Origin of the sequence: Kribbella shirazensis (assembly GCF_011761605.1) — a bacterium.
Classification (GTDB): Bacteria; Actinomycetota; Actinomycetes; order Propionibacteriales; family Kribbellaceae; genus Kribbella; species Kribbella shirazensis.
Genome location: NZ_JAASRO010000001.1, coordinates 3,186,417 through 3,210,708, shown reverse-complemented (window position 1 = coordinate 3,210,708; position 24,292 = coordinate 3,186,417). Strand labels below are relative to the sequence as shown.

Below are 24,292 nucleotides of genomic sequence, written 5' to 3'. Positions count from 1 at the left end.
TCAGGTTCTGGCCAGCTCGTCGAGGAGCCTCCCGGCCATGGCGTCGGTCCCCGGCAGACCCTCGATCCAGGTGCGGGCCAGCTGGGGTACGTCGGTGTCCAGCCGCCACTGGGTGATCAGGGCTCGTACCGTCGCGACCTGCTCCGGCAGGTTCGGCTCGCGGCCGACGAGCGCCGCCGCGCGGCGTGAGCCGAAGCGGCCCAGTACGTCACCGCCGCTGAAGACGATCCGCAGGCATTCCGCGACGTCGACGAGGCGGAGTTCGCGGTCGAACGGCGATGTCCCCGCGGGATGGAGCGGCTCGACAACCACCAGTGCGTGGGTTTGCGGTACGGAAGTTCCACGGAATTCCGCCTCTCGATAGAGCTCGCCGAGCCGGGACCGCAGGTGCGCCAGGCTGGACAGCCCGGTCAGCGGGTCCTCGCAGGACAGCGAGTGCAGGTAGACAAGGGAGGCCTCGGCCCAGCTGGAACTGAGTGCGCGTACCGCTGCGAAAGCCGGCTCGCCCCCGGCGATCGAGCGGTACAACGCACTCAGCCCATCAAGTGCCTCCACCAGCGAGATTCCATCTGCCGCCAGGCGGCGTCCGGTCTCGTCCGATGCAGGCACGACATCGGCACCGTCCCGCAGCGCCTCGGCGATCGCGAGATAGGCACTGTGGTCGGTACCAGCTGCGCCGTGCGGTTCCCTCCGGCCGCACGGTTGCTCACTTGACGACGCCTCCGGCGCGAGCCGGGCGGGCGACCCCGCCAGGTTCAGGGACGCTTTGCCGGGCCGCAGGTCGAACCGTCGGCGGATGTCCGCGAACAGCGACATGGCCCTCCTCAAGTGGTCCCGTCAGTCTCCCGACCGGTCGGCCGGAAGCGTCGTACGCCGATGAGACAGACCTCGGAGAAGTTCATGACGCGGATTCGCCAAACTTTTTTCGGCGTAACTTCGGGGCTGGCGTTCTCGTCAGGAAAGAGGCACAGTTCCGCGTCAGGAAAGGTGCGCTCGACCGTCCTACGTGGGAGCCTTGTCTCCGGCAGCTGTGACGGTCCGTCACAGCGCCGTACAGAGAGTTGTCAGAGAGCCCACGGGGGAGATGGAATGGAGACGCCGGACGGCCAACTGGACGCCCAGCCGGGCGCCCAGCCGGATGCGCTGAGTGACGCGGAGCTGATAGCACGCGTCCGCAACGGCGACCTGGAGGCGTACGGCGAGCTGTACGCGCGGCACCACCACGCCGCCGAACGGATGGCCCGCCAACTGGTCCCGGCGAACGACGCCGACGACCTGGCCAGTGACGCGTTCGCGAAGGTCCTGGACGCCCTGCGGGGCGGCGGCGGTCCGGACGTCTCGTTCCGCGCCTATCTGCTGACCACGGTACGGCGGGTGCACGTCGACCGGATCCGCTCCGGGAAGAAGGTGCAGACCACCGACGACATCGCGGCGTACGAGCGGGAGCCGGAGACCTTCGACGACCCGACCGTGACCGGTTTCGAGAGCGGCGCGGCGGCCAAGGCGTTCGCCAGCCTGCCCGAGCGCTGGCAGGCCGTGCTGTGGCACACCGAGGTCGAGGGCGAGAAGCCGGCCGCGATCGCGCCGCTGCTGGGCCTGACCGCGAACGGCGTGTCCGCGCTCGCCTACCGGGCCCGTGAGGGCCTGCGCCAGGCGTACCTGCAGCAGCATCTGGCCGATGTCGCCGGGGACCGTTGCCGCTGGACCACCGAGCGCCTCGGCGCGTACGTCCGCGGCGGTCTGACCAAGCGCGAGAACCGGAACGTCCGCGAACACATGGACGACTGCGCCAAGTGCACCGCGGTGTACCTCGAACTGGTCGAGGTCAACAGTGCGCTGCCGGCGCTGCTCGCCCCGGCCCTGCTGGGCACCGCGGGTATCGGCTACCTGGCCGCCGCCTCGGGTGCGAAGGCCGGCCTGGTCGGCTTCTTCGTCACCGGGTGGAGGAAGGTCACCGAGAACAGCACGCGGTCCGCGGCCGGCGCCGGTGCGGTGGTGGTCGTCGCGGTCGCCGCCGTCCTCGCGGCGATGGCGCTGACCGGCAACGACACTCCCCCGGCCGCGATCAACCAGCCGAACCCGCAGCCGACCCAGGCCCAGCCGACGCAGCCGCCGGCAAAACCGACCCAGCCGCCGGTCAAGCCGCCGGTGAAACCGCCGTCCGCGAACCCGACCCAGCCGCCGGCGTCCAACCCGACGCAGGCCCCGACCACGGCCCCGACGACCCAACCGACGTCACCCCCGACGACTGCTCCGACCCCGACGCCGACGCAGACCACCCCGGTCCCGACCCCGCCGCCGAGTACGCCGACACCGCCGCCGCCGACCCCGACGACGCCGGTGCTGGACGAGGGTCTGGTGACGATCAGCATCCCGCGCGGCGGCGGCAGCCCGGTGATGCAGGACACTCCGGCCGTGCGGTCCGAGCAGACCCGGGCGGACGCCGGCATCCGGTTCGTGGTCACGATCAAGACCCCGGCCGGGAACACGAACCCGGTGGTCATCGGGCTCAAGTACGGCGCCGAGCTGTCCTGGCCGCTGGGCACCAACCCGCCGGGCTGGACCTGTGACAGGGCGTCCGGCAACTGTACGGCGACCGACCCGGCGAACCCGAAGCCGCTGGCGGTCACGTTCGACGCCCCGACCGGCGGCTCGGCCGCGGACCGGACGTTCACCGTGTCGGGCCGGACCGGCCGGCTGTACGACTCCGACGCGGCGACCGTCGAGGCCCAGGCGAGCACCGACGAGAACCTGCTGAAGATCGTCGACGGCAAGGCCGACCCGGACGTGCACCACCGGATCCTGACCGTTGCCCCGCGCACCAACCGCACCAGCGTGACGCTGAAGATCACCTACGGCGACGCGCTGGAGTGGCCGATCGCGGCGAGCCCGGCCGGCTGGAAGTGCTCCCCGAAGACCTCGACGTGTACAGCGGCGAACCCGGACAAGCCCGCTCCGTTGCCGGCGGCCTTCGACGTACCGGACCAGGCGTCGGCCGGGGCGCGGACCTACACCGTGGCGGCGAAGGCGGACCTGGTCAGCGACGCCGACTCCGAGGTCCTGCCAGGGCTCAAGCAGGACGAGTCGCTGCTGCAGATCCTCACGCCGACCCCGCACACCGACCCGAATCCCTTTGTCTACAACAGGTTCCTGAAGGTCAACGGCGCGCAGGGCCGGCAGGTGGAGCTCGACATCTCGTGGGGGCGCAACCTCGCGTTCATGCCGTCGTTCGACCTGGGCTGGACCTGTGAGCGCACGAGCGACATCCGCCGCGCGACCTGCCGGACGAACAACTACAAGAAGCCGCTGAACTCGGAGTGGAACGCGTGGCTGCCCGGCAACGGCTCCAACAACACGATCACCGTGCACGCGCGCGTCGGCGGACGCGAGGACACCGACACCGCGCAGATTCCCCCGTCGTCGACCCGGCGGTGAAAATCGGGTTGCCGGGGTCGCTTATCCTGGTGATGTTCGCGTCGACGGAACCGAGTAGCGCCGTACATCACGTCCGAGAGAGTCGCCGGTAGCTGGGAAGGCGACACGTGAAGCGGTGGCGAAGACACTCCCGAGCGACTGCAGTGCAAAGAGGCCGGATCGCCTGATCCGGTGAAGGTGTGGTGGCACCGCGAGTTCCCCTTCGCCCACACCTCCGGGGTTCGAGAACAGACCTGGAGGTGAAACAGCGATGCGCATTCTCAGCCATGAGATCCCCTCAGCAGTGGGCCAGTCCGTCACGGTGGCCGGCTGGGTGCACCGAAGACGACGGCTCGCCGCCGTCAGTTTCCTGATCCTGCGCGACCGGTCCGGCCTGACCCAGATCGTGATCAAGTCCGCGCAGACGCAGGCCCAGCTGGACGAGCTCGGCGAGGAGACCGTGGTCCAGGTGACCGGTACGGTCGCCGCGAACCCGCAGGCTCCCGGCGGCGCGGAAATCGTCGACCCGGTGATCGAGCCGCTGACCGAGCCGGCCGCGACGCCGCCGATCGAGCTGTGGCGTCCGGCGGTCGGCGCCGGGCTGCCCGTCGTCCTCGACAACGCACCGGTCGCACTGCGGCATCCCGCCGTACGCGCCGGCTGGGAGATCGCCGCGGCCGCGCTGCACGGGTTCCGGTCGGCGCTGGACGGTCAGGGCTTCACGGAGATCCAGACACCGAAGATCGTCGGTACGGCGACCGAGTCCGGGGCGAACGTGTTCGCGCTGGACTACTTCGGCGGGCCGGCGTACCTGGCGCAGTCGCCGCAGTTCTACAAGCAGCAGATGGTCGGGGTGTTCGAGCGGGTCTTCGAGGTCGGTCCGGTGTTCCGGGCCGAGCCGCATGACACGGTCCGGCACCTTGCGGAGTACGTGTCGCTGGACGCCGAGTTCGGGTTCGTCACGGACCATCGCGACGTGCTCGCCGTACTGCGGTCCGTGATCGCCGGCATGCTCACAGCGGTCGGCGAACGGGCCGGCGGTGCGCTGGAGCGGCTCGCTGTGACGGTGCCGGAGATCCCCGTCGACGTGCCGGTGGTGCACTTCACGGAGGCGCTGAAGATCGCCGGGGCGGACCCCGAGGAGCCGGACCTCGCACCGGCGGACGAGCGTGCGGTCGGCGAGTGGGCGCTGCGCGAACACGGCAGCGACTTCGTCGCGGTCGAGGGCTATCCGATGGTGAAGCGGCCGTTCTACACCCATCCGCAGCCGTCGGACCCGCGCTGGTCGAACTCGTTCGACCTGCTGTTCCGCGGCGTGGAGCTGGTCACCGGCGGCCAGCGGCTGCACCGGTACTCCGACTACGTCGCGGCCCTCGCGGCGCGCGGCGAGTCGGCGGACGCTCCGGCGTACAGCTCGTACCTGCAGGCGTTCAAGCACGGGATGCCGCCGCACGGCGGGTTCGCGATCGGGCTGGAGCGGTTCGTGGCGCGGCTGACCGGCGCGGAGAACGTCCGCGAGGTCACGCTGTTCCCGCGCGACCTGCACCGGTTGACGCCCTGATGGAGACCACCGCGTCGGTTGTCGCCGAGCTGAACGTTGCCCTCGGCACCGATTATCGGCTCGTGCGGCAACTGACCGGTGGTCTGCAGTCCACGGCGTACGAGCTGACCGGCGGAGTCGTTCTCAAGTGGACCGGCGATCCGGCGTGGGCACCACGGGTCCGGCGGGCGGCCGAGCTCGTCCGGCGGGCGCGTGCCGTCGGTTATCCCACGCCCGCGTGGCTTGCTGTCGGTACGACGGCCGCCGGGTCGCCGTACCAGCTGCAGGAGTTCGTCACCGGCTCCGCGCCGACGCTGGACCAGGCGCTGGCACGGCAAGTGATCGAGATCTGCGAGCTGCAGCGGGACCTCCTCCCGGAGGATCACGACGTGAGCTGGTCCGGATGGTCACACGGCGTCGTCTTCGACGGCTGGGACGGCGTCTGGGAGCGGGTACAGCGGTACGACGGTGAGGCCGCCGAGCTGCTCGCGCGGTACGGCGCGTTGTGCCGTCCGTACCGGGACCACGAGCTGCCCCACCACGACTTGGTGCACGGGGACCTGAACATGGGCAACCTGCTCGCGGCCGACGGGCGGATCACCGGGATCGTCGACATCGAGGCCGCCGGAGGGGGCGCCCGCGCGTACGACCTGGTCGCGTTGGCAGCGTCGGCCGCCCGTGACGGCGCGGACGCCGGTGTCGACGAGTTGTTCCTTGAGGCGGCGTTGCGGGCGAACGGGCGCGCCGCGGTCGCGGTGTGCGCGGCGGCGGGGTTCGCGAGCGTCGCGGAGTTCGTCCACACGCGCTCGGAGCAGTCGCAGGACATGGTGAACCACGGGGGCCGTCGATTGCTCGAACTGCTGGATGCATGATGTGCGCATGGTGAGTGAGGTGGAGCGGGCCGTTCTGGATGCGATCGACGACGAGCGGATCGTGGCCGAGCTGCAGGAGCTCGTGCGGATCCCGAGTGTGGACGGGACCGCGGCCGAGGTCGAGGTCCAGGCGTGGTGTGCGCAGCGGCTGCAGGCGCTCGGCCTGACTGTTGATCACTGGCGGCTCGATGTCCCGGAGCTGAACGCAGATCCGGAGTTCCCCGGCATGGAGGTCGAGCGGCCCGAGGCCTGGGGCTGTGTCGGTGTGCTCGGCGGCGATGCGACACCGGGGCTGATCCTCAACGGGCACGTGGACGTGGTGCCGGGCGACGCGTTCGACGCGGTCGTCGAGGACGGCGTGATGTGGGGCCGCGGGACCTGTGACATGAAAGGCGGTGTCGCGGCGGCCCTCGGTGCGGTGGCGGCGGTCGTTGCCGCGGGCATCCGGCTGCGCAAGCCGCTGGCCGTCCACACGGTGATCGGCGAGGAGGACGGCGGCCTCGGCGCGTTCGCCACCCTACGGCGCGGCCATCGCGGCGAGGCGTGCGTGATCGCGGAGCCGACCGCCGGCTCGGTCATCCCGGCCAACTCCGGCTCGCTGACGTTCCGGCTGGAGGTGCCGGGCCTCGCGACCCATGGCTCGACCCGCAGCCGCGGTGTGAGCGCGATCGAGAAGTTCACCGTCGTCCAGACGGCGCTGCTGGAGCTCGAACGCGAGCGCAACCGGGACCCGCACCCGCTGCTCGCCCACCTCGACCTCGCGAACCCGCTCTCCGTCGGCACGGTCAACGCCGGCGACTGGGCGAGCACCGTGCCCGACCGGCTGATCGCCGAGGGCAGGTACGGCGTACGACTGGGCGAAGGGGTCGCGGACGCGCGGGCCGCTTTCGAGGCCGCGGTGGCGGAGGCCTGCGAGAAGGACGACTGGCTGCGCGATCACCCGGTCACGGTCAGCTGGCCGGGTGGTGAGTTCGCCTCGGGGTTGCTCCCGGAGGGGGACCCGTTGCTCGCGGACACGTTGCAGGCGGTGGCCGACGCAGGTAGTGCGGTTCCAGCGGTCAAGGGCGCGCCGTACGGGTCGGATCTGCGGCAGTACGCGGCAGCAGGCATTCCCACGCTGCAGTACGGCCCTGGTGACGTCCGGTACGCCCACGCCGCCGACGAGCACGTAGTACTGGCCGACGTACTCGACGCCGCGCGTGCGTATGCGCTTCTGGCTGTCCGTCGCTGCGGTTGATACAAATCCACCATGGTGCCGCTACGGGGACGCTCCGCCGAGCTCGGCAAGCTCCTCGACGCGCTACGTGCGGCTGCCCACGGGCGGGCTTCGCTGGCCGTTGTCAGCGGCGAGCCCGGTATCGGCAAGTCGGCGCTGCTGGCGGCCGCGATGGAGCAGGCCCAGCGGCAGGGGTTCCTGGTCGCGAGTGCGACCGCGCACCAGACCGACAACATCAGTCCGCTCGCGTCGCTGGCTCCTGCGCTCCGCGCCGGTGCGGAGCCGCTGATCGACACCGAGCAGTTCCTGGACCTGGCCACCCTCAACACCCAGCCGTTGTGGCTGGCCGAGCGCCTCGCTGACCTGATCGGCCGCCGTCTGGCCGGTGTCCGTGCATTGATCGTGCTGGACGACGCCCAGTGGGCTGACCCGCTCACTGCGTTCGTACTGCGCGTTGTTGTCGCTCGTCTGTCGGCGGCTAACGTCCTGTGGCTGCTCGCGACGCGCCCCACCCCAGGTGGAACGACAGACCAGCTGGTCGAGGCTGTCGGCATCCCCGTGCACACCATTCCACTCGCTCCGCTGACGGCTGACGCGATCCAGGATCTCGCAGCGGACCGGCTCAACCACACCGTCGACCCGTCGCTGGCAGTGCAGCTCGCCGGTGTCCAGGGCATCCCCTTCCTGGCCGAGCAGCTGATCGCCGGCCTGTACCTGGGCGACGCCGACACGTCCGGCCCGCTGCCCGCCGGTCTGGTCGAGGGCGTACGTCGCCGTACCAGTGAGCTGTCCGAGACCAGTCGGGAGCTGGTCCGCACGGCCGCTGTCTTCGGCAGCGAGTTCCGTCTCGAGGATGTCGCCGTACTGATGGCCACTCCGATCGCCAGGCTCGCTGCACCACTGGAGGAGGCCATCCAGGCGGGTCTGCTCACAGACGCTGGTTCGGTACTGCGCTTCCGCCATGAGCTGCTGCGGTCTGCGGCACTGGCCGACGTACCGCCGTCCGCTCAGCGAGCGCTGCACGGCGCGATCGCCAATCAGCTCATGTCCGCAGGGCGTGGTGCAGCCGCTGCGGCACCACATGTCCTCGCGGTGGCACAGTCCGGTGACACCTCAGCTGTGGCAACGCTGCGAGAGGCAGCGCGGGACCTGCTCGCGACCATGTCGACCACGGCGGCCGAGGTGATCCAGGAAGCGTTCGACCTGACGCGCGTGGACGATCCGCTCCGCGCCGAGGTCGGTGTGGACGTGGTGAGCGTCCTGCTGGCCGCGTGGCAGTACGACCGGGCAAAGGCCTTCGCCGACGACCTGCTCGACGGTACGGCGCTCTACCACGGTCCGATCACGCCGGACCTCCACGCAACGCTCCGTCTGCAGCTGGCGCCGTACCAATGGGCCAGCGGGCGTCTGGACGTGCAAGAGCTCACGGTTCCCAGTGCACCGCCCCAGCTGGCCGAAAGGCTCGCCGGCTACCGCGCACTGGCCGGTGCTGAGCAGCCAACAGCAGCAAACGACCCGACAGCACAGGCTCTTCAGCAGGTCGCTGCCGCAGAGCTGGCGCGTGCTGAGGGCAAGTACGCCAACGCCCGCGACCTGTACGCCGCGGCGCGGCAGACGGAGCCCGGCCTGGGCAGTCTGCCGACCACACTGGTCGAGATCGGCGAGCTGTACTGCCGGGCCGAGACCGACGAGCTGCACGCGGCCCTGGAGCGAGTGCGGGAGCTGATGACCGTCGGCGACTCGTGGGCGGGACCGCAGCTCGCGATTCTGCGGGCGCGGCTCGAGTACGCGGCCGGCAACCTGCAGCAGGCGGAGGAGGCTGCCAACTCCGGTCTGCGGTGGATGGACCAGCTGCAGGTGAAGGGCCTGGCAGCGGAGGCGGACCAGGTACTGGCACTCGTCGCACTGCTCCGGGGCCAGCTCACACAGGCACGGAAGCTCGCCGGCAACGACCCGACCATCAACGCGCTGCTGGCGATCGCGGACGGCGACGCGAAGGCGGTCAGCCGGCTCGCGGACACACCACAGGACTTCCCGGAGCGCATCGCCATACTGATGCAGGCCGACGCCCGGGCCGAGCTGTCGCAGCTGAGTCCTTCTGCAGCAGCCCGCGGTGCACTCGCGGTCGTAGCTGCGGGCGACGACGTGGAGCAGTTGGCGAAGGCAGCAGACCTCGTGCGTACGGCGCAGCGGCCGTTGCTGCTCGCACAGGCCGAGGAGCGGTATGGCCGGACCGCTCTGGAGGCAGGTGACCGCAAGACCGGCGTACCGGTTCTGGAGCAGGTCCTGGACAGTCTGACGGCTCTTGGCGCGACGGCTCCGGCCGGGCGAATCCAGGCGGTGCTGCAGGCGGCCGGAGTACGACGGCGTCGCTGGGCCGCCGTACCGCCGCGGGCTCAGGAGGGGTGGGAGTCGCTCACGCCGATGGAGCGGAGGGTCGCATTGCTCGTCGCCGAGGGGCACACCAACCGGTCGGCGGCCGAGGAGCTTGTTGTGTCGGCCAGCACGGTCGGGACTCATCTGCGGGCCGTGTTCGGCAAGCTCGGGGTGAACTCGCGGGTCCAGCTGACCCGGCTGGTGCTGGAACGGTTCGCCCCTCCCCCGAACGCATGAGATTCGGGTGCAGCGACCGGCCTGACCGGGTGCGGCGGCACTGACAGGTTCACGTGTTCGCTCGATCCGCCGGAGCGGGCCGACGCGGTTTCCTTCCGTTACCAACCAAGAAGGGAACAGTCAGATGACAGAGCAGACCCCCACCGTCGTCCTGGTGCACGGTGCGTTCGCGGAGAACTCCAGCTGGTCCGGTGTGATCGCCGAGCTGACCAGCCGCGGCATCCCGGCGATCGCGGTCGCCAACGAGCTGCGCGGCCCCGCCCTCGACGGAAGCCGGGTGGCCGCCCAGGTCCGTGAGATCGACGGCCCGGTCGTCCTGGTGGGGCACTCGTACGGCGGCGCCGTGATCACCGCGGCCGCCAACCAGGCCGACAACGTGACCGCGCTGGTGTACGTCGCGGCGTTCCTGCCCGAGGAGGGCGAGAGCCTGCAGGACCTGCTGGGCAGCTTCCCGGCCAACGACTTCGCGTCCGGCCTGGTCCCGCACACGCTGCCGGCCGGGGACGGCGGCGAGGAGACCTGGCTCGGCATCGACCAGGCCAAGTTCCAGGCGTTGTTCGCGGCCGACGTCGAGGACGCCGAGCTGCTCGGCCGGACCCAGCGGCCGATCGCCGCGGCCGCCTTCGACGAGAAGTCCGCGGCCGCGAGCTGGAAGCGGCTCCCGGTCTACGACCTGATCGCCACCGGCGACGAGGCGATCCACCCGGACGGCCAGCGCACGATGGCCGCCCGCGCGAACGCCACCACGATCGAGGTCGACGGCTCCCACGCGGTCGCCGTCTCCCAGCCCAAGGCCGTCGCCGACTTCATCGCCACCGCCGTCGAGGCCACGACCCGGTAACCGAAAGGCCGGACCGCGTCGAGCACGCGGTCCGGCCTGCTTTCAGTCGTCGAGCGCCTGGTAGAGCGTCGTCCAGAAGTCGTTCATGAGCTGCACCGAGGACGGCACGGTCGTACCGACCTGGGTGAGCAGGATGCCGACGACCTGGTTGACCGGGTCCGCGTACGTCGACGTACCGGCGCCGCCGTCCCAGCCGAACTGGCCGATCGGAGCGTAGTCGCCGCGGTAGGTACGAACGGCCATCCCGAGACCCCAGCCACCCTGCTGCCCCTGGCCGAACGAGATGTGCACGTTGTCCCTGGCCAGAGCCTCCCGGGCCGCCAACTGCTCGGCCGTGAGGCTGTTGCTGGTCATCAGCTCCACCGCCGGACGGGAGAGGATCCGCTCGCCCTGGTGCACACCGTGGTTCAGCAGCATCCGGAAGTAGGCGTGGTAGTCGTCGGCGGTCGAGTTGAGTCCGCCGCCGCCACCCTGGAACGCCGGCGGAGCGCTGTGCCGGCCGCCCTCAGCCTCGTCCCACACCTGGAACTCGCCGGTCGCGGGGTCCGGCGCGTACAGCGGCGGCAGGCGGTGGAGCTGGTCGGCGGAGACGGAGAAGCCGGTGTCCTTCATACCCAGCGGCCCGAAGATCCGCTCGCGCAGGAACTCGTCGTACGACTGACCGGTGACCCGTGAGACCAGGACGCCGATCAGGTCGCTGCTGATCTGGTACTGCCAGCGCTCGCCCGGCTGGTACATCAAGGGCAGCGTGCCGAGACGGCGCATCCACTCGTCCGGCTCCGGCATCGGTACCGGCCCGTTCGGCGTGATGCCCTGTTCGAACAGCGCGGCCATGATCGGCGTACCGATCATCGTCATGTCCATGCCGAGCCCGAACGTCGAGGTCAGCACGTCCCGGACGGTGATCGGCCGCTTGGCCGGCACGGTGTCGTCGACCTGGCTGTCGATCCGCTTCAGCACCTGGCGGTCGGCGAGCTCCGGCAGCCACGGCTCGACCGGGTCGTCCAGCCGCAGCCGGCACTCGTCGAGCAGCACCATCGCCGCCGACACCGAGACCGGCTTGGAGGTCGACGCCATCCGGAAGATCGTGTCCCGCTGCATCGGCGCTCCACCCTCGTGACGCATGGTGCCGAGCGCCTCGACGTACGGGTCGCCGTCGCCGCGGCTGACCAGCGCGACGACACCGGGGATCTTCCCGGAGTCGACGTGCCGGGCCAGTACGTCGTGCAGCCTGCGCAGGCCGGCGTCGGAGAAGCCGTTGGTAGCCATAGGTGTTCTGCTCCTTGGGGTGTGGGTGCTGCTTCAGAGGCTGCGGGCGATGATGTCGCCGACCGAGGTGGTCGCCCGGATCGTGAGCTCGGCGCCGGCGCCCGCGCTGTTCTTGAGCGCGTTGTTGATCCGGCCGGTGGCGGTGCCGGCGTCCAGCGTGGCCGAGACTCCGGCGGCGGCGACGATCTCCACCTCGCCGACCTCGGTGCGCAGGACGACCGCGCCGCGCCGGGCCTCGGCGATCCGGATGTCGCCCTTGCTGGTGCGGATCTCCGCGGGACCCTCGAGGCGGCCGACGGCGACGTCGCTGGCGGAGCTCGTGATGCGAGCGCTCGCGACGTCCTCGAGGTCGATCGGGCCCTGGGCGCTCTCGATCACGACGTCGCCGAGGCGACCGGTCGCCCGGAGAACGGCGCTGGCCGCCTTCACCTCGGCCCGCGAACCGGCCGGCAGCTGCACCGTCACCGCGACGGCGCCGGAGGGACCGAAGTACTGGTTCTTCGCGACGACCGCGATCCGCAGGACGCCGTCGGCGTACTCGACCGTGGTCTGCTCGACGGCCTTCACGTCGCGGCTCCTCGAGGCGTCCGCGGGGAGCACCTCGACGGCCGTGTCGGTCCGGTCGGTGGCGACGAGCCGGATGCTTCCGGCGGGGATGTTCAGAACTGCGGAGATCGGCTCGGGGGTGCTGTACGTCGGCATCGTGGTGCCTTCCTGGTGTGTGTTCGACTGGCTGTTGACACCAAGATCCAGGACCGCGCTGACACCGAACCGCCGCCGTGCTGACACGGCCGCTGACACCTGTCAGAGCACCCGTTCCAAGGCCGCGCGCCCGATCGGACCCCAGTGGGTCTTGCCGCCGGGAATCCCCTTCTCGCCGTTGATGCCCATGGCGATCAGGAACAGTGCGCGCGTGACGGCCCAGCCGCGCGCTCGCCGTACCGTCGCGTCGTCCGCCCCGTAGGCGTCGAGGAAGCGCTCCGCCTCCGGGAGCAGGATCCAGGCGGCCGCGAGGTCGTTGGCCGGGTCGCCGGCGCCGACCTCCTCGAAGTCCACGACGCCGGTGAGCGTGCCGTCGGCAACGACCACATTCGCCGGGTGCAGGTCGCCGTGCACCCACACCGGCGCCCCGTCCCACTCCGGTGCTGCGAGCGCGTCCTCCCAGACCGCACGGATCTCGTCGGTGCGGCCGACAGACGCCTGCACCTCGTCGAAGCCGGGGCTCGGCGCGAGAGTGCTCCGTTCGCTCACCGGCGCGTCGGCCGGCGCCTCGGTGTGCAGCGCTTTCAGGAACTCCGCGAGTACATCGGCAGCGGCCGGCGCCGTGATCGGTGCGTGGTCCGCGGGTTCGCCGTGCACCCAGGTCGTGATCATCCACGTCCGCGGGAAGCTGTCCGACGGATCGCTGAGGCGCAGTGGCGTCGGGACGGGCAGCGGGAGCTGGGCGGCGAGGCCGGGCAGCCACTGGTGTTCTCGGCGGAGGGGTTCGGGGGCCTGGTTGATGCGGGGCATTCTGACGGCCAGGTCGTCGCCGAGCCGCCACATCTGGTTGCCCCAGCCGCCGACGACCTCCTTCAACGGCAGATCCGCGAGGTCGGGGTGCTGCTCTTTCAACAGGGTCCGCACGAGATCCGCATCCATGGAGCGTCAGACGCGTCACACCCGGAGCTGGTTGGGAATAGGTCCACAGAGTGTTCAGTTGCCGACGATTATGCGCGTTGATGTGTGGTCCGACGTCGTCTGTCCGTGGTGCTACATCGGGAAGCGGCGGCTCGAACAGGCTCTCGCGGAGAGCGGCGACCAGGCGGAGATCGTCTGGCACAGCTTCCAGCTCGACCCGTCCTCGACGAACGACGACCCGCGGGACCTGGCGACCCGGCTGGGCGAGAAGTACGGCCGTGGCCGTGAGTGGGGTCTGCAGGCCAACGCCCAGGTCACCGAGGTGGCGGCCGAGGTCGGTCTGGAGTACCACCTCGACCAGGCGAAGCCGGTCAACACGGTCGACGCGCACCGTCTCCTCCACCTGGCCCGCGACCTCGCGGAGGCCGGTGAGGTACCGGCGGACACGCAGGGACGTCTCAAGGAGCGGCTGCTCAAGGCGTACTTCACCGACGGCCTCCCGGTCGGTGACCACGCCACGCTGACCGACCTGGCCACCGAGGCCGGCCTGCCCACTGACCGGGTGCGTGAGGTCCTGGCGGGTACGACGTACACCGAGGACGTCGAGGCGGACCAGGCGCAGGCGCTGGCGTACGGCGCGAACGGCGTACCGTTCTTCGTCATCGACGAGAAGTACGGCGTGAGCGGCGCCCAGCCCGTGGAGGTCTTCCAGGAGGCGCTGCGCCGCGCGAACGCGGACCGGAAGCCGGTGACCCTGATCACGGCGCCGGGAGCGGCCACCGACGGTGACGCCGCGTGCGGCCCGGACGGCTGCCCCATCTGAGTCGCAGGTTCAGCGGTGGGTACCGGATGTCGTACGAATCGTGGTGTATGAAGGAGGCATGACTGTCGTGCGCGCACTGGCCAGGCCGTTGCTGTCCGTCATTTTCGTCGTGCAGGGCGCCAACGCCGTCCGGAACCCCGAGCCGCTGGTACCCAAGGCACAGCCGGTCACCGACAGGTTCGTGCCGATGGTGAAGAAGGTCGCGCCCCCGCAGGTCAGCGACCGGATCCCCGAAACGACAGCCAACCTGGTCCGGCTGAACGGTGCCGTCCAGGTGCTCGGCGGTCTCGCGCTGGCGACCGGCAAGGGCCGGCGCCTCGGCGCGTCCGTCCTCGCGGCTTCGCTGGTCCCGACGACGCTCGCCGGGCACGCGTTCTGGCAGGAGAAGGACAAGGACGCCCGCAACCAGCAGAAGATCGCGTTCATGAAGAACCTGGGCGTGCTCGGCGGTCTGCTGCTCGCCGCGGTCGACACCGAGGGCAAGCCGGGCGTCGCCTGGCGGGCCACGCACGGTGCGCGCGCGGCGAAGCGTGAGACCAAGCGCGGCGCGAAGGCCGCCAAGCGCGAGGCGCGGCAGCTGGCCCGCGAGGCGAAGCAGGCCGCCAAGCTCGCGAAGGCCGAGCTCCACCTCGGCTGATCCCGATGCCCTAGGCTCAGTGCATCACAGGACTGAGCTGAGGAGTGGGATGAGCGAGCAGCAGGGATGGGCGGCACCGCGGGCCGAAGGAGCGGTGAACGGTCGGGTCACCGTGCCCGGATCGAAGTCGCTCAGCAACCGCGCGCTCATCCTCGCCGCGATCGCCGACGGCCCGTCACACCTGACCGGCCTGCTCGCTGCCCGCGACACCGCGCTGATGCGGTCCGCGCTGGTCTCGCTCGGCGTCGGCATCAGTGAGAGCGGTACGACGGTGACGGTCACCCCGGGCTCGCTCAAGGGCCCCGCGAGCGTCGACTGCGGTCTGGCCGGGACCGTGATGCGGTTCGTCCCGCCGGTCGCCGCGCTGGCCGACGGCGTGGTCGCGTTCGACGGTGACCCGTACGCGCGGGAGCGGCCGATGGGCGTCATCCTCGACGCGCTGCGCGCCCTCGGCGTACAGATCGACGACGGCGGCACGGGCCGGATGCCGTACACCGTGTCCGGCACGGGTTCGGTGCGGGGCGGCAAGGTTACGCTGGACGCGTCCGGGTCGAGCCAGTTCGTGTCCGCGCTGCTGCTGGCCGGCGCGCGGTACGACGAGGGCGTCGACATCCGGCACGACGGCAAGCCGGTCCCGTCACAGCCGCACCTGGACATGTCGGTCGCCATGCTGCGCGAGCGCGGTGTCACGGTCGACGACGCGGAGCCGAACCGGTGGGTGGTTGCTCCCGGCCCCATTCGGGCGCTGGACGCCGCGATCGAGCCGGACCTGTCGAACGCGGCGCCGTTCCTGGCCGCGGCCGTCATCACCGGCGGTTCCGTGACCGTGACCGGATGGCCGTCGGAGACCACGCAGCCGGGCGACCAGCTGCGCGACATCTTCACCCGGTTCGGCGCCGAGGTGACCCGGACCGAGGACGGTCTGACCGTGCGCGGGACCGGACGGGTCCAGGGCTGTGACCTCGACCTGAGCGAGGTGGGCGAGCTGTCGCCGGTGATCGCCGCGGTCGCCGCCTTCGCCGACGGACCGTCGTACCTGCGGGGAATCGCGCACCTGCGCAACCACGAGACCGACCGGCTGGCGGCGCTCGAGACCGAGTTCAACGCGCTCGGCGGTGACGTCACGCAGCTCGAGGACGGGCTGGAGATCCGGCCGAAGCCCTTGCACGCTGGGCTTTTCCACACGTACGACGACCACCGGATGGCGCACGCCGCCGCAGTCCTCGGTCTGCTCGTCGACGACCTGCGGATCGAGAACATCGAGACCACCGCGAAAACCCTGCCCGAGTTCCCCGACATGTGGCCGGGGCTCGTCGGCTGATGTCGCGGTACGACGAGGAGGCCCGGTACGACCGGCCGAAGCGCCGCACCCGGCCGCGGACCAAGGACCGCCCCTCGTACGTCGACGCCGCCGAGGCGTTCGTGATCACCCGCGACCGCGGCCGCTACACCTGCTGGGTGGAGGACGGGGCCCATGGTCAGCCGCCGTCCGGCCGGGCGGGCCGGGAGGTGACCGCGATGAAGGCGCGGCAGCTCGGCCGCACGGGCGTGATCGTCGGCGACCGGGTGAAGCTCGACGGTGACGCGAGCGGCGACGAGGGCACGCTCGCGCGGATCGTCGAGGTCGTCCCCCGCTCCACGTTGCTGCGCCGCTCCGCCGATGACGACGACCCGGTCGAGCGCCCGCTGGTGGCGAACGCGGACCAACTGGTGATCGTCGTCGCGGTCGCCAACCCGGAGCCCCGCACCGGCCTCATCGACCGCTTCCTGGTCGCGGCGTACGACGCCGGCATGCGACCGCTGCTCTGCCTCACCAAGACCGACCTGGCCGACCCGGATCCGCTGCTCTCCATCTACCGACCGCTCGGCGTCGAGTCCGTCGCGACCCACCAGGGCGGCGACCTGAGCGCCCTCCACGAGCAGCTCCAGGACCGCACCAGCGTGCTGGTCGGGCACTCGGGCGTCGGCAAGTCCACGCTGGTGAACGGCGTTATCCCCGGCGCCGCCCGGGCGGTGGGCATCGTCAACGAGGTCACCGGCCGCGGCCGCCATACGTCGACCAACACCGTCGTCCTGCGGCTGCCCGGCGGCGGCTGGCTGATCGACACCCCCGGGATCCGCTCGTTCGGTCTCGCGCACGTCGACCCGGACAAGCTGATCCACGCCTTCCCGGATCTGGCCGACATCTCCGAGGACTGCCCGCGCGGTTGTGTCCACACCGCCGACGCCCCCGACTGCGCCCTGGACGACGCCGTCGCCGAGGGCCGCGCCGACGCCGACCGGGTCGCGTCGTTCCGCCGGTTGCTCGCCAGCCGCGCCGCAAGCAGCTGAGCGGTCGGCGCCGTCATTGCGTCCGGGCGTGGGGAGTTCTGCTGGTCGCGTGAGGTGGGTAGGACTCCCCACTCGTTCGGCTGCTCCTCGCCCGGGCCCGAACCACCCGGTCTCGTCTCGTGACCGGGGATGCCTCGCCTGAGCGAACACATCGCATGGGACTGGGACCACCTCGCGGCGAGCGCGGCCGGTGGGTTCTGAAAAGATCCACGGAGAGCGAGCGGCCAACTTCGCGAAGCCGCGGCGCGAGACAGGGGCTACTTCGGGAGCTGGCCGTCCCAGACCGCCTTCGCGCCGGCGTCGCCGGTACGGATGGTCTGCCAGATGACCAGCGCGCCGACCACCACGACGGCCGCCTGGGTGACCAGCTCCAGCGGGCGGCTCTTCGTTGCCTTCGCACCCTTACCGCTGGCCAGCGCGGACGGCCCGCCGAGCAGCAGGAACGCGGCCACGGCAGCCAGCGCGAACAGCACGCAGAACCAGACCAGCAGGTTGCCGCGTTCCTCGTGGACCGCGACAGCCTTCTCCAGCGTCGGCACCGCCTGCACGAACGCCTCACCGCTCAGCTTCGCCACCAGCGCGACGACCACCGTTCCCAGCCCGAGCAGCAGTGCCGGCCAGCGCAGCAGCCAGCGCCATTTCGGCACCAGCGCGAAGACGATCCCGGTCAGCGCGGCGATCGGCAGCAGCACCACGGCCAGATGAATCACCAGCACGTGCAGTGGCAAGTCCCCGAAGCGCTCGAACATTGACGCCTCCCGGCAGTCGTAGGACGTGATCAGACACTAATGGCACGTTCAACGACTTCGTTCGGTTCAATCCACGGCGCAACCGATCCGCAACGTTTACCGGACTCCCGGACCCCTCGGCGGACGGATCAGGCTAGCCTTCCGGCATGCCTTCGCACACGGATGACCTGCGGCTCGCCCACATCCTGGCCGACGACGCGGACTCGACCACGATGGACCGCTACAAGGCGCTCGACCTGCACGTGGCCACCAAGCCCGACCTCACCCCGGTGAGCGAGTCGGACAAGAAGGTCGAGGACGTGATGCGCAAGACGCTCGCCCGGGCCCGCCCGCGGGACGCGTTCGTGGGCGAAGAGGACGGGACCTCCGGCTGGGGTGTGCGCCGCTGGGTGGTCGACCCGATCGACGGCACCAAGAACTACATCCGCGGCGTCCCGGTCTGGGCGACGCTGATCAGCCTGATGATCGAGGACCAGGTCGTCGTCGGCGTGGTGTCGGCTCCCGCGCTCGGGAAGCGCTGGTGGGCGTCGTACGGCGACGGCGCCTGGACCGGCCGCGCGCTGCACTCGTCGCAGCCGTGCCGGGTCAGCGACGTGAGCAAACTCGAGGACGCCTCGCTGTCGTACGCCTCGCTCAAGGGCTGGGAGAAGCTCGGCAAGAAGGACCAGTGGGCCGAGCTGATGGACTCGGTCTGGCGGACCCGCGCGTACGGCGACTTCTGGTCGTACATGCTGGTCGCCGAGGGCGCCGTCGACATCGCCGCCGAGCCCGAGCTGAACCTGTACGACATGGCCGCGCTGGCGATCATCGTCGAGGAGGCCGGCGGCCGCTTCACCTCCGTCGACGGTGCCCCCGGCCCGAACGGCCCGAACGCCGTCGCCACCAACGGCCGCCTCCACGACGAGGTCCTGAAACACCTGGAGTGAACTGGTTTACCGACCACGTATGGTGGCCGGTATGCCCTTGACGTACGCCATCGCGGAGCAGATGCTCGACAACGGCCTGCGGGTCGTCGTCAGCTCTGACCGCGCCGTTCCGATCGTCGCCGTCAACCTCTGGTACGACGTCGGCTCGCGCCACGAACCGCCGGGGCTGACCGGCTTCGCGCACCTCTTCGAGCACCTGATGTTCCAGGGGTCGCGCAACGTCGCCTCCGGTCAGCACTTCAGCCTGCTGGAAACCGCGGGCGCCAGCCTCAACGCGAGCACGTTCTTCGATCGCACCAACTACTTCGAGTCGCTGCCCAGCGGCGGTCTCGACCTCGCGCTCTGGCTCGAGGCGGACCGGATGGGTTACCTGCTCGACGCGGTCAACCAGGAGAACCTGGACAACCAGCGTGACGTGGTCAAGGAGGAGAAGCGGCAGTCGTACGACAACCGTCCGTACGGCGACTCGTACGAGCGGCTCGTGCGGCTCGCGTTCCCCGAGGACCACCCGTACGCGCACATGACGATCGGCTCGATGGCCGACCTGGACGCGGCGTCGCTGGAGGACGTGCACGCGTTCTTCCGCAAGTACTACGGCCCGAACAACGCCGTCCTGACGATCGTCGGGGACGTGTCCGAGGAAGACGCGTTCGACGCCGCCAAGCGGTACTTCGGCCATCTGCCGGCGATCCCCGCGCCGCCGCCCGCGCCGGACGGCACGATCGGCCCGCTGACCGAAGTACGCCGCGACGACGTGGTGTCCGACGTACCGTCCGACCTGGTGACGATGATGTTCCGGCTGCCGGTGGACGGTACGCCGGAGCTCGACGCGGCCGGGCTCGCGCTCGACATCCTCGCCGCGGGGCAGAGCGGCCGGCTGAACCGGCGGCTGGTCCGTGACGAGCAGATCGCGCAGTCGGTGTCCGGTGGGGCGCTGCCGCTGATCGGCGGGGTGTCCTTCGGGACGCTGACCGGGATCGCGTCGGACGGCGTCGACCTGCAGAAGGTCGAGGACGCACTGCTCGAGGAGATCGAGAAGCTCGCTCTCGACGGTGTCACCGACGAGGAACTCGCGACCGTGCAGGCGCAGGCCGAGCGGGACTGGCTGGAGCAGCTGGCGACGTGCGCGGGCCGCGCCGACGAGATCTCGCACCACGCCCTGCTGTTCGGCGACGCGAACCGGATCAACACCCGGATCGACCAGATCCAGGCCGTCACGGTCGAGCAGGTCCAGGAGGCGGCGCGAACCTGGATCCGCGCGGAGGGCCGCGCACAGGTCACCTACCGCCGCAGCGAGACGGCGTCGACTTCGGTGCCGGCTTCGGGAGGAGCACAGGAATGAACCAGGTTCTGACCACCCCGCCGCCCGTCGGCGCCCCGCGGCCGTGGAAGTTCCCGGACGCGACCACGACCCGGACCAGCGTCGGTACGCCGGTGCACGTCTTCGACCGCCCGGGCCAGTACGTCGCCACGGTGCGCGTGACCATCGCGATGCCGCTGATCGCCGAGCCGCGCGAGCTCGAAGGCGTCGCGACGATCATGTCCCGGACGCTCGACGAGGGCACCGAGCTGCACTCGGCCAACGAGTTCGCGGCCGCCCTGGAGCGGCACGGAGCGGCGTACGGCGTCGACGTCAGCTCGGACGCGCTGCACGTAGAGATTTCCGTGCCGGTGTCGCATCTCGCGCCGGCGGTGCAGTTGCTGGCCGAGGCGATCACGCGGCCCGCGTTCAACCAGGCCGATGTCGGGCGGCACGTGACGATCCGGCTCGGCGAGATCAACCAGGAGCGGGCGAACGCCGGGTACCGGGCACGCGAGGCGTTCGCGGCGCACCTCTTCGACCCGTCGACACGGCGCTCCCGGCCGACCGCGGGGACGCCGGACACGATCAGGCCGCTCACGAACGTCGCCGTGGCCGACTTCTACCACAAGAACATCGGCCCCGAGCGGGCGGAGATCCTGTTCGCCGGTGACGCGACCGGCGTGGACGTCGCCGCGATCATCGACGAGGCCTTCGGCAGCTGGTCCTCCGAGGCGGCGCCGACCGTCGAGACACCGGAGCCGATCTACCTCCCGGGCAACCGGGTCGTACTGGTCGACCGGCCGGGTTCGGTCCAGAGCCAGCTGCTGATCGGCTGCGCCGGCCCGGACCGTCGGGACCCGGCGTGGGGTGCGGCCGCGGTCGCGAACCACGTCGTCGGCGGGACGATCACGTCGCGCGTGGACACCGTGCTGCGCGAGGAGAAGGGCTACACCTACGGGACGCGGACCAGCTTCGCGGCCCCGCGCAAGGGCGGGACCTTCAGCCTCGGAGGCGCCGTACGGACCGAGGTCACCGGCGCCGCGATCGGTGACGCGCTGCGCATCCTGCGGGAGGCCCGCGACGGTCTCACCGAGCAGGAGGTCCAGGAGGCGAAGGACAGCCTGATCCGGACCGCGCCGCTGCGGTACGAGCAGGCCGACTCGGTCGCCCAGCAGGTCGGCAGCAACATCGCGAACGGCGTACCGATCGACTTCGCCGACACGTACCTGACCACCATCGCCGCCACCACGGCCGAGGCCGCGACCGAGGCCTACCGGCGGTACGTCGGCACCGACGGCCTGCTCGTGGTCGTCGTCGGGGAGGCGAAGGACGTGCGCCCGCAGCTCGAGGGCCTCGACCTCGGAGACCTGATCGAGCTGAGCTGAGCTGCTTGCCGCCCCGGAGTACGTCCCGGGGCGGCCGCGGTCAGCTGCTGATGTAGTTGGAGAGCTGCTCCCTCTCGAACTCGAGCTCACCGATCCGCGACTTGACGACGTCCCCGATGCTGACCAGCCCGGCGAGGTTGCCGTCGACAACGACCGGGACGTGCCGGATCCGCTGGTCCGTCATCAGCCGCATCAGGTTGTCGATGTGGTCGTCCGGTGTGCAGGTGTGCACCTCCGAGGTCATGATCGCGCTCACGCGGACGTCGCCCGCTTCCGGCGTACCGTTCCAGAGCCGAACGATGTCCCGCTCGGACACGATGCCGGCGACCGCCGACCCGTCCGGGCTGACCACCACCGCGCCGATGTTGCGTTCGGCCAGCAGGGCCAGCAGTTCGGTGACAGTGGCTTCTGGGGAGATGGTGACGACCTGGTTGCCCTTGCCGCGCAGTACGTCGTTGATCTTCACGGAGCCTCCTGCAGTTCGAGGACCAATACCCCACGGTAACGGCAATCCCGCGATCACCCCCAGTGACAACGAAGGACAATCCGCTGCCCGGCCGGCGGCCCGGTCGGATACGATCACCGGGCTCGGGAGAGGGGTGGCGGGGGTGACGTTCCGGGAGGACCTGGCCGTACTGCGGCATCGGGACGTGCGGGTGTTCGTGTCCGCGCGGTTCGTCTCGATCCTGGGATCGTCGATCGCCCCGGTGGCGCTGGTGTTCGCCGTACTGGACGTCTCGCACTCGGCGTCCGCGGTCGGGACCGTGCTGGCGGCGCGGAGCACCCCGAACATCGTGTTCCTGCTGCTCGGCGGGGTGATCTCCGACCGGCTACCCCGGCACCTGGTGCTGGTCGTGGCGAACACTGTCAGCGGACTCACCCAGGGCCTGGCCGCGGCGCTCGTACTCAGCGGGCACGCGACGATCTGGCAACTCGCGGTGATCGAAGCGGTCAACGGGGTCGCGGCGGCGTTCGTGATGCCGGCCATGACGGGCATCCTGCCGTCGATCGTGGACCGGGCCGAGCTCCCGCAGGCGAACGCGATCTCCGGGTTCGCGCGATCGGCGGCGATGATCGGCGGAGGCGCGGTCGCCGGCGTGATCGTCGGGCTGACCGGGCCAGGAATCGGGCTCGCGGTGGACGGCGTGACGTTCCTGCTCGCGGCGCTGCTGCTGTCCCGGCTGACGATCCCGCGGATCGAGCGGGCGGCGAGCTCGGTGCTGACCGATCTGCGCGAGGGCTGGCGCGAGTTCGCTTCCCGGCAGTGGGTCTGGGTGATCGTGCTCGCGTTCGGGCTGCTCAACCTCATCTTCACGGCCTGCTACCAGGTCCTCGGACCGGTGATCGCGGACCGCACCTTCGGCCGGGCGGGTTGGGGAGTGGTGAGCGCCTGCTTCGGCGCCGGACTCGTTGCCGGCGGCATCGTCATGCTCCGGCTCAAGCCTCGCCGGCCGCTGCGCACCGGGATGCTCGGCATGCTCCTCACCGTGCCGGTCATGCTGTGCCTCGCCCTGCTGCCGCAGTTGTGGGCGATGGCGATCGCCGCGTTCCTGCTCGGGGTCGGCTTCGACATCTTCGGGATCAGCTGGGAGACCGCGCTCGGCCAGCACGTACCCATCGACAAGCTGTCCCGCGTGGCGTCGTACGACATGCTCGGCTCGTTCATCGCCGGCCCCGCCGGCCAGCTCACCGTCGGGTACGTCGCGGTCGCGATCAGCGCGAAGGCCGTCGAACTGTACGGCGCCGCACTGTTCGTCCTGATCACCGTCGTCACGCTCATAGTCCCATCGGTCTGGAACCTGCGCCGCCTCGACACCTGACTCACCCGCTTCGGTGACCGCGCCGCCGCCTCCGCCTTTGGTGGGTATACGTCCGAGATGCAGGGTTGGCGTCCCGGATCTCGGCCGCTAACCCAGCACCTCGGACGCCAACCCAGCAGATGCGGAGGCGTCGTACCCTCGGACGTGCGTAGGGTGGATGGGTGAGCTCAATCGTTCCAGGCCCGAAGAAGAAGCTCGAGGAAGACATCACCGCGGCTCGCGCCGGCGACAAACCGCTCGACGCGAGTGCCCTCAACCCGTCCGCGCCGCGCCAGCAGGAGCTGACCGGACTGGACGACTGGCCGGACACGCTGCGAGCCACCGTCGAGGCGGAGCACGCCCGCGTCACCGCGCTGGAGACCAACCGCCGCAGGACCGCCGATCACGCCGTACCGGCCCTCGTCAGCAGCGTCGACCAACTGCTGGACGAGATCACCGAACGCCTCCAGGCCGACAAGCCGCGCCTCTTCGGCAAGTCCACGCCGGCCGAGCCGTCGGCCGACCTCGCGGAACTGCTCGGCATCCCGCCCGACGAACTCGACCCGGTCCCCGGCCGCGGTCAGCACCGTACGGCGCTACGCACCGTCAAACAGCTCCGCTCCCAACTGAAGGACCTGGAAGCCACACCGGATCACTCCCGCCTGACCCGCCTGACGACCTTCGTCGTCCGCCTGGCCATAGTCCTGGAAGGCGCCCCCGAAGCAGCCACCACCCTGGCCCCCATCGCCCTGTCCCGCTTCGCCGACGCCGCCCCCGACTCTCAATGGAATGCCACGTTCCAGGAAAGGCTCGACTCCTGGCAACAAGCCCGCCACACCCTAGCCACCCGCTGACCCCTCCAGGGGAGCGCGACGCCGAGTCGTGGCGTTTGGCTCCGGAGCCGAACCGCGAGTCGTGGATATCGGCGCGCGTACGCGACCAAGATCCACGACT

At 70.6% G+C, this 24,292-nt stretch carries 21 protein-coding genes; 15 read left to right on the top strand and 6 right to left on the bottom strand.

Annotation, left to right across the window (positions count from 1 at the left end):
* A complete protein-coding gene (locus BJY22_RS15825; protein WP_167207535.1) occupies nucleotides 1–816 on the bottom strand; it encodes a hypothetical protein in 816 nt (271 codons plus the stop codon).
* A 273-nt stretch (nucleotides 817–1,089) separates the two neighbouring features.
* Between BJY22_RS15825 and BJY22_RS15820 the strand changes: the two genes are divergently transcribed.
* The 6 genes from BJY22_RS15820 to BJY22_RS15795 all read left to right on the top strand — a co-directional run bounded on the left by BJY22_RS15820 (nucleotide 1,090) and on the right by BJY22_RS15795 (nucleotide 10,496).
* Entirely contained in the window at nucleotides 1,090–3,435 is a 2,346-nt protein-coding gene (locus BJY22_RS15820; RefSeq protein WP_167207533.1) for a sigma-70 family RNA polymerase sigma factor, read from the top strand.
* Between the two features lie 250 nt (nucleotides 3,436–3,685).
* Nucleotides 3,686–4,975: an aspartate--tRNA(Asn) ligase gene (gene aspS / locus BJY22_RS15815; RefSeq protein WP_167207531.1), complete on the top strand. Its 1,290-nt coding sequence runs from the start codon at nucleotides 3,686–3,688 to the stop codon at nucleotides 4,973–4,975.
* Nucleotides 4,975–5,826 carry a phosphotransferase family protein gene (locus tag BJY22_RS15810; RefSeq protein ID WP_167207529.1) on the top strand — a complete coding sequence of 284 codons (852 nt, stop codon included), beginning with the start codon at nucleotides 4,975–4,977 and terminating at the stop codon, nucleotides 5,824–5,826. The genes aspS and BJY22_RS15810 overlap by 1 nt, the downstream gene beginning before the upstream one ends.
* A 7-nt stretch (nucleotides 5,827–5,833) precedes the next feature.
* A complete protein-coding gene (locus BJY22_RS15805; RefSeq protein ID WP_167207527.1) occupies nucleotides 5,834–7,063 on the top strand; it encodes a M20/M25/M40 family metallo-hydrolase in 1,230 nt (409 codons plus the stop codon).
* 12 nt (nucleotides 7,064–7,075) lie between these two features.
* A complete protein-coding gene (locus BJY22_RS15800) occupies nucleotides 7,076–9,655 on the top strand; it encodes an ATP-binding protein (RefSeq protein ID WP_167207525.1) in 2,580 nt (859 codons plus the stop codon).
* Nucleotides 9,656–9,779: 124 nt separating this feature from the next.
* Nucleotides 9,780–10,496 carry an alpha/beta fold hydrolase gene (locus BJY22_RS15795; RefSeq protein WP_167207523.1) on the top strand — a complete coding sequence of 239 codons (717 nt, stop codon included), beginning with the start codon at nucleotides 9,780–9,782 and terminating at the stop codon, nucleotides 10,494–10,496.
* Nucleotides 10,497–10,538: 42 nt separating this feature from the next.
* Here the strand turns inward: BJY22_RS15795 and BJY22_RS15790 are convergent, their stop codons facing one another.
* From BJY22_RS15790 to BJY22_RS15780, 3 genes are read right to left on the bottom strand one after another with little or no spacing between them, the layout of a single operon-like run.
* Nucleotides 10,539–11,765: a serine hydrolase domain-containing protein gene (locus BJY22_RS15790; RefSeq protein ID WP_167207522.1), complete on the bottom strand. Its 1,227-nt coding sequence runs from the start codon at nucleotides 11,763–11,765 to the stop codon at nucleotides 10,539–10,541.
* Nucleotides 11,766–11,798: 33 nt separating this feature from the next.
* Entirely contained in the window at nucleotides 11,799–12,554 is a 756-nt protein-coding gene (locus tag BJY22_RS15785) for a DUF4097 family beta strand repeat-containing protein (protein ID WP_337758731.1), read from the bottom strand.
* A 15-nt stretch (nucleotides 12,555–12,569) separates the two neighbouring features.
* Nucleotides 12,570–13,391: an aminoglycoside phosphotransferase family protein gene (locus tag BJY22_RS15780; protein WP_337758730.1), complete on the bottom strand. Its 822-nt coding sequence runs from the start codon at nucleotides 13,389–13,391 to the stop codon at nucleotides 12,570–12,572.
* 85 nt (nucleotides 13,392–13,476) lie between these two features.
* On the opposite strand from BJY22_RS15780, the gene BJY22_RS15775 reads away from it, so the two are divergent.
* The 4 genes from BJY22_RS15775 to rsgA are packed head-to-tail and all read left to right on the top strand — an operon-like array spanning nucleotide 13,477 to nucleotide 17,176.
* A complete protein-coding gene (locus BJY22_RS15775; protein ID WP_167207519.1) occupies nucleotides 13,477–14,208 on the top strand; it encodes a DsbA family oxidoreductase in 732 nt (243 codons plus the stop codon).
* Nucleotides 14,209–14,266: 58 nt separating this feature from the next.
* Nucleotides 14,267–14,845, top strand: a complete 579-nt coding sequence (locus BJY22_RS15770) for a DoxX family protein (protein WP_167207517.1) — start codon at nucleotides 14,267–14,269, stop codon at nucleotides 14,843–14,845.
* 49 nt (nucleotides 14,846–14,894) lie between these two features.
* A complete protein-coding gene (gene aroA, locus BJY22_RS15765; RefSeq protein WP_167207515.1) occupies nucleotides 14,895–16,166 on the top strand; it encodes a 3-phosphoshikimate 1-carboxyvinyltransferase in 1,272 nt (423 codons plus the stop codon).
* Entirely contained in the window at nucleotides 16,166–17,176 is a 1,011-nt protein-coding gene (gene rsgA / locus BJY22_RS15760; protein ID WP_167207513.1) for a ribosome small subunit-dependent GTPase A, read from the top strand. The genes aroA and rsgA overlap by 1 nt, the downstream gene beginning before the upstream one ends.
* Before the next feature lie 257 nt (nucleotides 17,177–17,433).
* Here rsgA and BJY22_RS15755 read toward each other — a convergent pair whose 3' ends face one another.
* Entirely contained in the window at nucleotides 17,434–17,925 is a 492-nt protein-coding gene (locus BJY22_RS15755; RefSeq protein WP_167207511.1) for a DUF2231 domain-containing protein, read from the bottom strand.
* Between the two features lie 146 nt (nucleotides 17,926–18,071).
* On the opposite strand from BJY22_RS15755, the gene hisN reads away from it, so the two are divergent.
* Genes hisN through BJY22_RS15740 form a run of 3 tightly spaced genes read left to right on the top strand, consistent with a single transcriptional unit; the run spans nucleotide 18,072 to nucleotide 21,539 of the window.
* Nucleotides 18,072–18,851, top strand: coding sequence for a histidinol-phosphatase (gene hisN, locus BJY22_RS15750; RefSeq protein ID WP_167207510.1), 780 nt, complete (start codon nucleotides 18,072–18,074; stop codon nucleotides 18,849–18,851).
* Nucleotides 18,852–18,882: 31 nt separating this feature from the next.
* Entirely contained in the window at nucleotides 18,883–20,193 is a 1,311-nt protein-coding gene (locus BJY22_RS15745; protein WP_167207508.1) for a M16 family metallopeptidase, read from the top strand.
* Nucleotides 20,190–21,539: a M16 family metallopeptidase gene (locus BJY22_RS15740; protein WP_167207506.1), complete on the top strand. Its 1,350-nt coding sequence runs from the start codon at nucleotides 20,190–20,192 to the stop codon at nucleotides 21,537–21,539. The genes BJY22_RS15745 and BJY22_RS15740 overlap by 4 nt, the downstream gene beginning before the upstream one ends.
* A gap of 40 nt (nucleotides 21,540–21,579) precedes the next feature.
* On the opposite strand, the gene BJY22_RS15735 is transcribed toward BJY22_RS15740, so the two are convergent.
* Nucleotides 21,580–22,005, bottom strand: a complete 426-nt coding sequence (locus BJY22_RS15735; RefSeq protein ID WP_167207504.1) for a CBS domain-containing protein — start codon at nucleotides 22,003–22,005, stop codon at nucleotides 21,580–21,582.
* Nucleotides 22,006–22,147: 142 nt separating this feature from the next.
* Between BJY22_RS15735 and BJY22_RS15730 the strand changes: the two genes are divergently transcribed.
* The gene (locus BJY22_RS15730; protein WP_167207502.1) at nucleotides 22,148–23,359 is read left to right on the top strand and encodes an MFS transporter; all 1,212 of its coding nucleotides are present in this window, start codon (nucleotides 22,148–22,150) and stop codon (nucleotides 23,357–23,359) included.
* Between the two features lie 161 nt (nucleotides 23,360–23,520).
* Nucleotides 23,521–24,192: a hypothetical protein gene (locus tag BJY22_RS15725; RefSeq protein WP_167207500.1), complete on the top strand. Its 672-nt coding sequence runs from the start codon at nucleotides 23,521–23,523 to the stop codon at nucleotides 24,190–24,192.
* Nucleotides 24,193–24,292 lie beyond the last annotated feature (100 nt).